This window comes from Psychrobacillus sp. OK028 (genome assembly GCF_900103605.1).
Lineage (GTDB): Bacteria > Bacillota > Bacilli > Bacillales_A > Planococcaceae > Psychrobacillus.
Window position 1 is genome coordinate 47,653 of sequence record NZ_FNHY01000015.1, and the last position, 6,914, is coordinate 54,566.

7 protein-coding genes are annotated in these 6,914 nt (G+C 34.1%); 5 read left to right on the plus strand and 2 right to left on the minus strand.

Going from position 1 to position 6,914, the window contains the following annotated elements:
• Positions 1-144 precede the first annotated feature (144 nt).
• The gene (locus BLR36_RS18245) at positions 145-1,125 is read left to right on the plus strand and encodes a tRNA dihydrouridine synthase (protein ID WP_093063166.1); all 981 of its coding nucleotides are present in this window, start codon (positions 145-147) and stop codon (positions 1,123-1,125) included.
• 68 nt (positions 1,126-1,193) lie between these two features.
• Here BLR36_RS18245 and BLR36_RS18250 read toward each other — a convergent pair whose 3' ends face one another.
• Positions 1,194-1,634, minus strand: a complete 441-nt coding sequence (locus tag BLR36_RS18250; protein ID WP_093063167.1) for a YtoQ family protein — start codon at positions 1,632-1,634, stop codon at positions 1,194-1,196.
• Between the two features lie 130 nt (positions 1,635-1,764).
• Entirely contained in the window at positions 1,765-2,445 is a 681-nt protein-coding gene (locus BLR36_RS18255; protein WP_093063168.1) for a phosphoribosylaminoimidazolesuccinocarboxamide synthase, read from the minus strand.
• An 857-nt stretch (positions 2,446-3,302) separates the two neighbouring features.
• Between BLR36_RS18255 and BLR36_RS18265 the strand changes: the two genes are divergently transcribed.
• From BLR36_RS18265 to BLR36_RS18285, 4 genes are all read left to right on the plus strand, one after another.
• Positions 3,303-3,719 (plus strand): hypothetical protein, encoded by a 417-nt coding sequence (locus BLR36_RS18265; RefSeq protein ID WP_093063170.1) that lies wholly within the window; start codon positions 3,303-3,305, stop codon positions 3,717-3,719.
• Positions 3,720-3,954: 235 nt separating this feature from the next.
• Positions 3,955-4,503 carry a sigma-70 family RNA polymerase sigma factor gene (locus tag BLR36_RS18270; RefSeq protein WP_093063171.1) on the plus strand — a complete coding sequence of 183 codons (549 nt, stop codon included), beginning with the start codon at positions 3,955-3,957 and terminating at the stop codon, positions 4,501-4,503.
• Positions 4,500-5,507 carry a DUF4179 domain-containing protein gene (locus BLR36_RS18275; protein WP_093063172.1) on the plus strand — a complete coding sequence of 336 codons (1,008 nt, stop codon included), beginning with the start codon at positions 4,500-4,502 and terminating at the stop codon, positions 5,505-5,507. The genes BLR36_RS18270 and BLR36_RS18275 overlap by 4 nt, the downstream gene beginning before the upstream one ends.
• A gap of 684 nt (positions 5,508-6,191) precedes the next feature.
• Entirely contained in the window at positions 6,192-6,650 is a 459-nt protein-coding gene (locus tag BLR36_RS18285; RefSeq protein ID WP_093063174.1) for a hypothetical protein, read from the plus strand.
• Positions 6,651-6,914: the final 264 nt, after the last annotated feature.

Consider the following 6,914-nt stretch of genomic DNA (forward strand, 5'->3'; position numbering starts at 1 on the left):
TCTAATTAACCGTCTGCTTTGCTTCTGTTTTTTCGAGTAGCAAACATGTTAGAAGAAAAATTAAAAAAGCTAGGTTATACTATAAAAATGACTTTATCATTTTAACCTATAGATACACCATAGTGAGAGGATTTGAAATTTAGTATGATAGATAATTTTTGGCAAGATTTACCGCGTCCATTTTTCGTACTTGCGCCAATGGAAGATGTGACGGATGTTGTGTTTCGTCAAGTCGTAAGTAAAGCCGGTAGACCGGATGTATTTTTCACAGAGTTTACAAACTCAGATAGCTATTGTCATCCGGAAGGACAGAAAAGTGTGCGTGGTCGTTTAATATTTACAGAAGACGAACAACCAATGGTGGCACATATTTGGGGGGATAATCCCGAGTATTTCCGTCAAATGAGTTTAGGTATGGCAGAGCTAGGATTTAAAGGTATTGATATTAATATGGGATGCCCTGTTCCGAATGTAGCAACCAGAGGAAAGGGAAGTGGACTGATCCTCCGTCCAGATGTTGCAGCCGAACTTATACAAGCCGCAAAAGCAGGAGGTTTGCCTGTTAGTGTGAAGACAAGACTTGGTTTTACAGAGATAGAGGAGTGGCAGGACTGGCTAACCCATATATTGAAGCAAGACATCGCAAATCTTTCCATTCATCTGCGAACACGGAAGGAAATGAGTCAAGTAGATGCCCATTGGGAGCTGATTCCGAAAATTAAAAAATTACGAGATCATATCGCACCGAATACACTATTAACCATTAACGGCGACATTCCTGACCGTCAAAAAGGTTTAGAGCTTGCTGAAAAATACGGTATTGACGGAGTTATGATTGGACGAGGTATTTTTAAAAATCCTTTTGCTTTCGAAAAAGAACCGCAAGAGCATAGTACTACGGAATACCTTGATCTTCTACGATTGCAACTGGATCTTCAAGATCAATATGCAGCAGAATTGCCACGCTCCATCACAGCACTGCATCGCTTTTTCAAAATTTATGTCAAAGGGTTCCGTGGAGCCGGTGAACTAAGGAATCAATTGATGAACACAAAGTCAACTGATGAAGTGCGTGCATTGCTCGATAGTTTTGAGTCAAAGAATGCTGATGAGACCTGGGACTAAGTGAATGATCACTTTTTGAAATGAAAAAACAGTGAGTAAGATTCAACTCACTGTTTTTTATTTTGGTATCAATCAAAAATATAACTGATAACATCTATCGCTTGATCAACAGTTTCTACGGTTACATTTGCCTTGTTTGATAGCTCTTTTAATGGGTGTATTAATGATTCAGGTCTAATGATAATCGTTGGCTTGTTCATGGCAATGGCCATGCTGGCATCCATTGCTGTATTCCATTGTTTATATTTTTCTCCGAATAGGGCTATGACGATATCGGCTTTTTGCAATAATACTTGTGTTCTGAAATTGTTTATATTTGATGCTGCATCATCTTTATAAAGGTTTGATGGCTGTTTTCCTAAAATTTCTTCGCCTATATTGTCTGAACGATCATGGTTTGTTTGCGGAGATACAAATATAAGAGGAAGATTTTTTGCTTTTGCTTTTTTTGCAACTTCTTCTCTCCAATCATCATGAATCTGACCAGCTAAATAAACAGTAAGTTCCATTTTAATTCCTCCAATATTATTTGACTTTCCTTATATTGTATCTAATATAAGGAAGTTTTCAAAGTAAGCGTCAAAAAGGACATAACATGAAATATGTTATGTCCTTGATTCTTCTTTTTCTTTTGCTTGCTTATAGGAACAGTTTTTCTAATTCTAATGGTTCAATATATTCTCCGTCTTTGTAAGCACGCATGTTACCGCCAGAGATTTCATCGATCAGAACAATTTCTTTTTCTTCACCTGTACGGCCAAATTCAAATTTTATATCATATAACTCGATACCTTTTTTCGCGAGTTCTTCTTTAACGACGTTTCCAATTTGCTGTGTTAATACTTTTAATACTTTATATTCATCCTTTGATAAGACACCGAGCATATCTAATGCATCTTCACTAATCGGCGGGTCTTCGCGTTCATCGTCTTTAATTGTTACTTCGACGAATGCATCAAGTGACTGCCCTTCTTCAGCGTATAATCCGTACCTACGTAAAAAGCTTCCTACGGCACGGTAGCGGCAAATGACTTCAAGTCCTTTACCGAAAACTTCAGCAGGTTTTACAGTCATTGTCGCCTTTTCAATGTCAGCATCCACATAATGAGTTGGTATTCCTTTTTCCTTTAATACTTCAAAAAAGTATTTAGTAAGCTTTAATCCTGAACGGCCAGCACCTTCGATAGTTAAACCTACCGAATTGGCACCTGGATCGAAAACACCGTCAACACCAGTAACATCATCTTTAAATTGAAGAAGATAATTGCCATCTTCTAATGCAAAAACATCTTTTGTTTTCCCTGTATAAACATGCTTCATGTCAAAACTCCTTTATGAATATAGCTACATTTTTGGTATCACGCTTTATAGTAATAGTAAATGAAATAAATATAGTTGTACACGTATTCAAAGAGAATTTTTTTATACAGTATCTATTTGAATGAATTTCATAATTGTCTTCCCCCAACCAAATGACCATTGCAGTACTTATTAAAAGGAAAAGTTAAATTGATCGGTAAAGAATGAAGAGAATGGGTTTCGCTATAGAATTTTTTATTGTTAATTAAGGCTATGTTAAAGGCTAGGGTTGATTTTAGGAAGGTGGTTTTGTTTGTGAAATGTTACACTTAAACTAACTCGGCAGTTTAGTTCAACAAGGAAATTTGATAAAATAAGGATTCATTTATAAAAAAATCTAAGCTATATGACTGATTAGCAACCAGTCGTGATTATTATGATTATTGAAATTGACGGTTTTTTTCAACAAGTTCTACTTACGGGTAAAAAGTGTTCAAAACAGCAACTAAAGCTAAAGTACCTCAAAGCTAAAGAATTAGCATTAGAGACAAGTAATAGTGATCTTGCAAATGTATTTTGCAGTCTTCACAATTTTGAACAAATACCTTATTCCAATCATATTAAAGTTGATTTTGTAATTGATACTGATACAGATAGGATATATTCACCCTCTTATTAAGCTAACGAGTGCTTTACTTCAAGAAGGAGTAAAGCACTTTTTCTTATTGAACTAATGATGCATTTAGTTGAAGAAACGGCATTTCAGGAAATTCAAACTTAACAATAATTCTTAGTTTGAGGATTCTTTTCATACAATTCCTAATTTTTTGAAAACTTTACGTTATTAATCTGTATATATTTTATAGGGAGGAATTGCGATGAAAAAGCTCATGTTATTGTTTTTCTCAGCTTTACTTTTAGTTGCTTGTACTGATAATTCCAACAATGATGAATTAAAAGCATATGTCTCAGATTTTGAAAACTCAGGGTTTATAAATAATTCTAATCAAATCATTGTTTTATCAGAAGAGGGAATAAGGATTAGTAGTCATGTTCAGAGGGGAAAGAGTCACAGAAAAAGCAATATTGATAAAGTTCTTGAAAAAGAAAATATTCCACTTACCCAACAATTTAATAAAGTTTATAAAGACGCCACGATTAAGACAGATGGTTCTAAATACTATGTAACTCTTGACGAAAATATTAAGTTAGAGTTTGAAAAGGTAGGATTAAGAATTATCGAGGACCCAGAAGGTGTCGAGTATTACACACAAGAATATTCTGAGGAGAATTAAAATGGAATATTCAACTAACGGGTGCTTTACTTCAAGTAGGGGTAAAGCCTTTTTACTATTGAACTAACGCGGCAGTTTAGTTTAATAACGCTCTGTATCTAAAGAAAATACTAATTACTGCTAATTCTTTCAATATATAATTTTTAGAAGACCAAATATAATAATGGTCTTTTTTTCAATTTTCCGAGAGTGTTTCTTTTTATTTTCGTTGTTATAAATGAAGGGAGTTGAGAAATTGACGGATTTTATAAGGAAGCTTCAACAGCGTCAGGAAAAGGCACTTGCCTTTGTGGTCAATACATATATGCCTTATGTAAAAGTAATAGCGAAGAAAATATTACAACACTCATGCGGAACTGGTGCGGTAGATGAATGTGTAAATGATGTATTTTTAGCAGTTTGGCAAAATAGCACTAAGTTTAATGGAGATGAACTGGAATTTAAGAAATGGATTGGTACGATTACAAAATTCAAAGCAATTGATATGTATAGGAAACAGAAAAAAAATGAAACGGTCAGTCTTGAGCATACGAAGGAACAAGAGGATAACAAAAATGGAGAGGTACTTTATTTAAGGAAAGAGCAGAAGGAATCGATTTTAATAGAATTGCAAACATTACCGGATACAGAACGCGAACTATTTTTGATGAAATTTTATTTAGATTTATCCAATGGAGAGATTGCTGCTGCGTTAGGTATTACAAAGGCAGCTGTTGAAAATCGTTTATATAGAGGAAAGAAAAAATTGGCAACATTACCTACGATAAAGGAGCGATTAGAATGAATGAATTACAAGAAATGCTTCAACTAAATATCGATGATATAGAGCCAGAGAGTGTGACACAGATTGAGAAAAAACGTCTACTTCATAACATTTTGAATAAGAAAAAACATCGATTTCTTCATTATGCAGTAGCAGTTGGTTTAATGACCTTTGGAATAGGTTCTTCAGTATTGGTGCTTTCCCCAACGATTGCAGCTCAAATTCCAATTGTTCAAAACATCGTCGATTATTTTAATGGTGACACAACACAATTTACTTATTTCAAAGACTATGCAACGGTTATAGGCTCAATGCAAACGAGTAACGGTGTATCAATCGAAATTGGGGATGCAATTTATGATGGAACAACAGTCACTATTGCGTTTGCTATTGAATCTAAAAAAGAAGATTTTGGAGAACACCCAATTTTCGGAAGTCCAATAGTAACGAACGGAAACGTTCAAGGTAGTTCAGTTACATCGATTAAAAAAGTAACAGATACAACTTATGCTGGTGTTATTACCGTAACCCCTGAGTTAACCGGAGGTTCACCACGTACAGTAAGTCTTTCATGGTCACCCGGAAGTGTTTGGAATCATGAAACGGACGAAATTGTCGAAGGCGATTGGTCATTTGAATTCAAATTAAAAAAGATTAATGTTGAAGGTATACCTGTCAACTATACAGATACAAGGAAAGATTTCATACTTAATGTGCCATCTGTAGATATAACAGGTTATACAATAAATGTTCCATTTGAGGTTGAAATGCCTTCAAAATACGAGCTGTCTAACTTACCATATAATATTGAGTTTGAAGTGAAAGATGAATTTGGAAATGAATATGAGATGCTTACAAACTTAGCGGGTAGTACAACCAAACATGCAGCAAAGGGGTCCTATACATTTGCGAATTTACAAAGTGGTTCTGATAGACTTACTATTACACCCAAGCTCATTCATGAAAATGAGGAAATATTGTTCGATTCAATTATTATTAATAACCCAGAAAAGTCAGGGAAATAAATAGATTTAATTTGAGTGAGTGTTGAATTAAACTAAGAGTTTGTGAAAAAATGTACTTAAACTAACGGGTGCTTTACTTCAAGAAGGAGTAAAGCCTTTTCTCTTATTGAACTAAAGCGGCAGGTTAGTTGAAAAAAATGAATGGTAGAATGTGTTAAATGTTATAATTAATGAAAAATATTTAAGTGAAAGATGAAGAGAGGAGATAATTATGTTTTTAGTCTTTTATTTGGTCTTGATATTAATTGTTATGTTTATTAGTGCAATTATTCTATATCCTATAATTTATTTTATTCCATTGGAAAAAAGAAAAGGAATCAATCAATTTTTCCTTGTAGTATTGATTTTATCATCCTTAACTATTCTTGTTTTAAGTCCTTTTATGATGATAGGAGGTATGAATATCTTTTTGATTTTATCTATTATGGTGGCTTCGTTTTCATTGATAGGATATCTATATTCTAAAACAAAATCTGAAAATGTAACGAATGTGGTTTAGTTGAATAACTGTTCTTCTTCCACTAACGGGTGCTTTACTTCAAGTAGGAAGTAAAGCCTTTTTTCTTATTGAATTAACGCAGCAGGTTAGTTTAAGAAGGTATTTACTGTTATTGGGACTTAATTGGTTGGTTTAACTTAACAGTTAAAATGCTTTGAATTTTTGCTAAAAGGGAGCGTGGATTTGTGAAAAAGATTTACAGTGCGGTATTACTATTGTTACTGATTGTAATCGGCACGATTTTTTATCAGCAGCATCAATTAATAGATAGCTATCGGGAGCTACTTTATGGTCAATTGTCTGTGATACAGAAGCCAACGGAACGAATCTTGGCTTTCCAAGAAACTGCAGAGCAGTATGACGAGGAGCAAAGAGACCGATTATTGGAGCCATTAGTTAATGCATTTTCAGATATCTATAATTTCACTGGCGGTGGGCTTCAAATGGAGCAACACATAAGGGAATTATATTTTGGTGAGTATAAGGACACTAAAGGTAACTACGCTGATAGTATTCATGATTATGAAGAGGCAACAACATCGGAAGAACGTGAACAAGCACATATACGTCTACAAGAGCAATACGAAGCCTATGAAGAATTTTTAAAAAAGGCTGAAACTGAGCTAGTGGAACCATTTGAGTAACGATTGCAATTTTAAATTATACGAATGGTTTTGACCTTTTTTCTTCATTTTTTCGAGTTTAAGAGCATATGTTACAAACTCTAAAAGTCTTTTTGATGTGAGTTGCTATTCAACTAACGAGTGCTTTACTTCAAGAAGGAGTAAAGCTTTTTCTTATTGAACTAAAGCGGCAGGTTAGTTGAACAAGGAGGTATTTTTAGAAGTATGGCGAAGTAGGATAAGGTAATAAATTGATGTGCATATTACTTCATTTTGGAGGGATAA

Excerpts from the sequence above, each read along its gene's own strand:
- BLR36_RS18275 (WP_093063172.1), top strand. The coding sequence starts at position 4,500 with ATGAATGAATTACAAGAAATGCTTCAACTAAATATCGATGATATAGAG.
- BLR36_RS18255 (WP_093063168.1), bottom strand. The coding sequence starts at position 2,445 with ATGAAGCATGTTTATACAGGGAAAACAAAAGATGTTTTTGCATTAGAA.
- BLR36_RS18245 (WP_093063166.1), top strand. The coding sequence starts at position 145 with ATGATAGATAATTTTTGGCAAGATTTACCGCGTCCATTTTTCGTACTT.
- BLR36_RS18250 (WP_093063167.1), bottom strand. The coding sequence starts at position 1,634 with ATGGAACTTACTGTTTATTTAGCTGGTCAGATTCATGATGATTGGAGA.
- BLR36_RS18265 (WP_093063170.1), top strand. The coding sequence starts at position 3,303 with ATGAAAAAGCTCATGTTATTGTTTTTCTCAGCTTTACTTTTAGTTGCT.